1 protein-coding gene is annotated in these 293 nt (G+C 59.4%); it reads right to left on the bottom strand.

The features are described from left to right. Window positions 1–293: hypothetical protein (locus SB658_RS23100; RefSeq protein WP_410602598.1), on the bottom strand; the 293-nt coding region annotated here is incomplete at both ends.

Here is a 293-nt window from a genome sequence, read left to right as displayed (position 1 = left end):
GGAGCAACTGCTCCCTTGCTTTCAGCGTACCGATCTCGCGTTCGCCGAGTGTCCGGGATAGCTGGTCGATGGCTAGTTCATGGAGCGCGAGTGATTCGTCTATTCGACGCGCTCTAGCCGAAGAAGCTGCCCAGAGGAGAACCGATTCGAGATAGTCGCGATGGCCCGTTCCGAGCGCCTCGCCACGCTTCGTGGATACGTCTCTGAGGATGTCGCACGCTTGCAAGCTCCTCCCGGCACCGTCAACTATGAGTGCGAGGCTCTGTCGCGTTTCAAGCGTCATAGGGTGGTAG

Origin of the sequence: Bacillus sp. SIMBA_008 (genome assembly GCF_046535495.1) — a bacterium.
GTDB classification, from domain to species: domain Bacteria; phylum Bacillota; class Bacilli; order Bacillales; family Bacillaceae; genus Bacillus; species Bacillus subtilis.
Note: the sequence above shows the minus strand (reverse complement) of the source record. Positions and strands in the feature narration are given on the sequence as shown.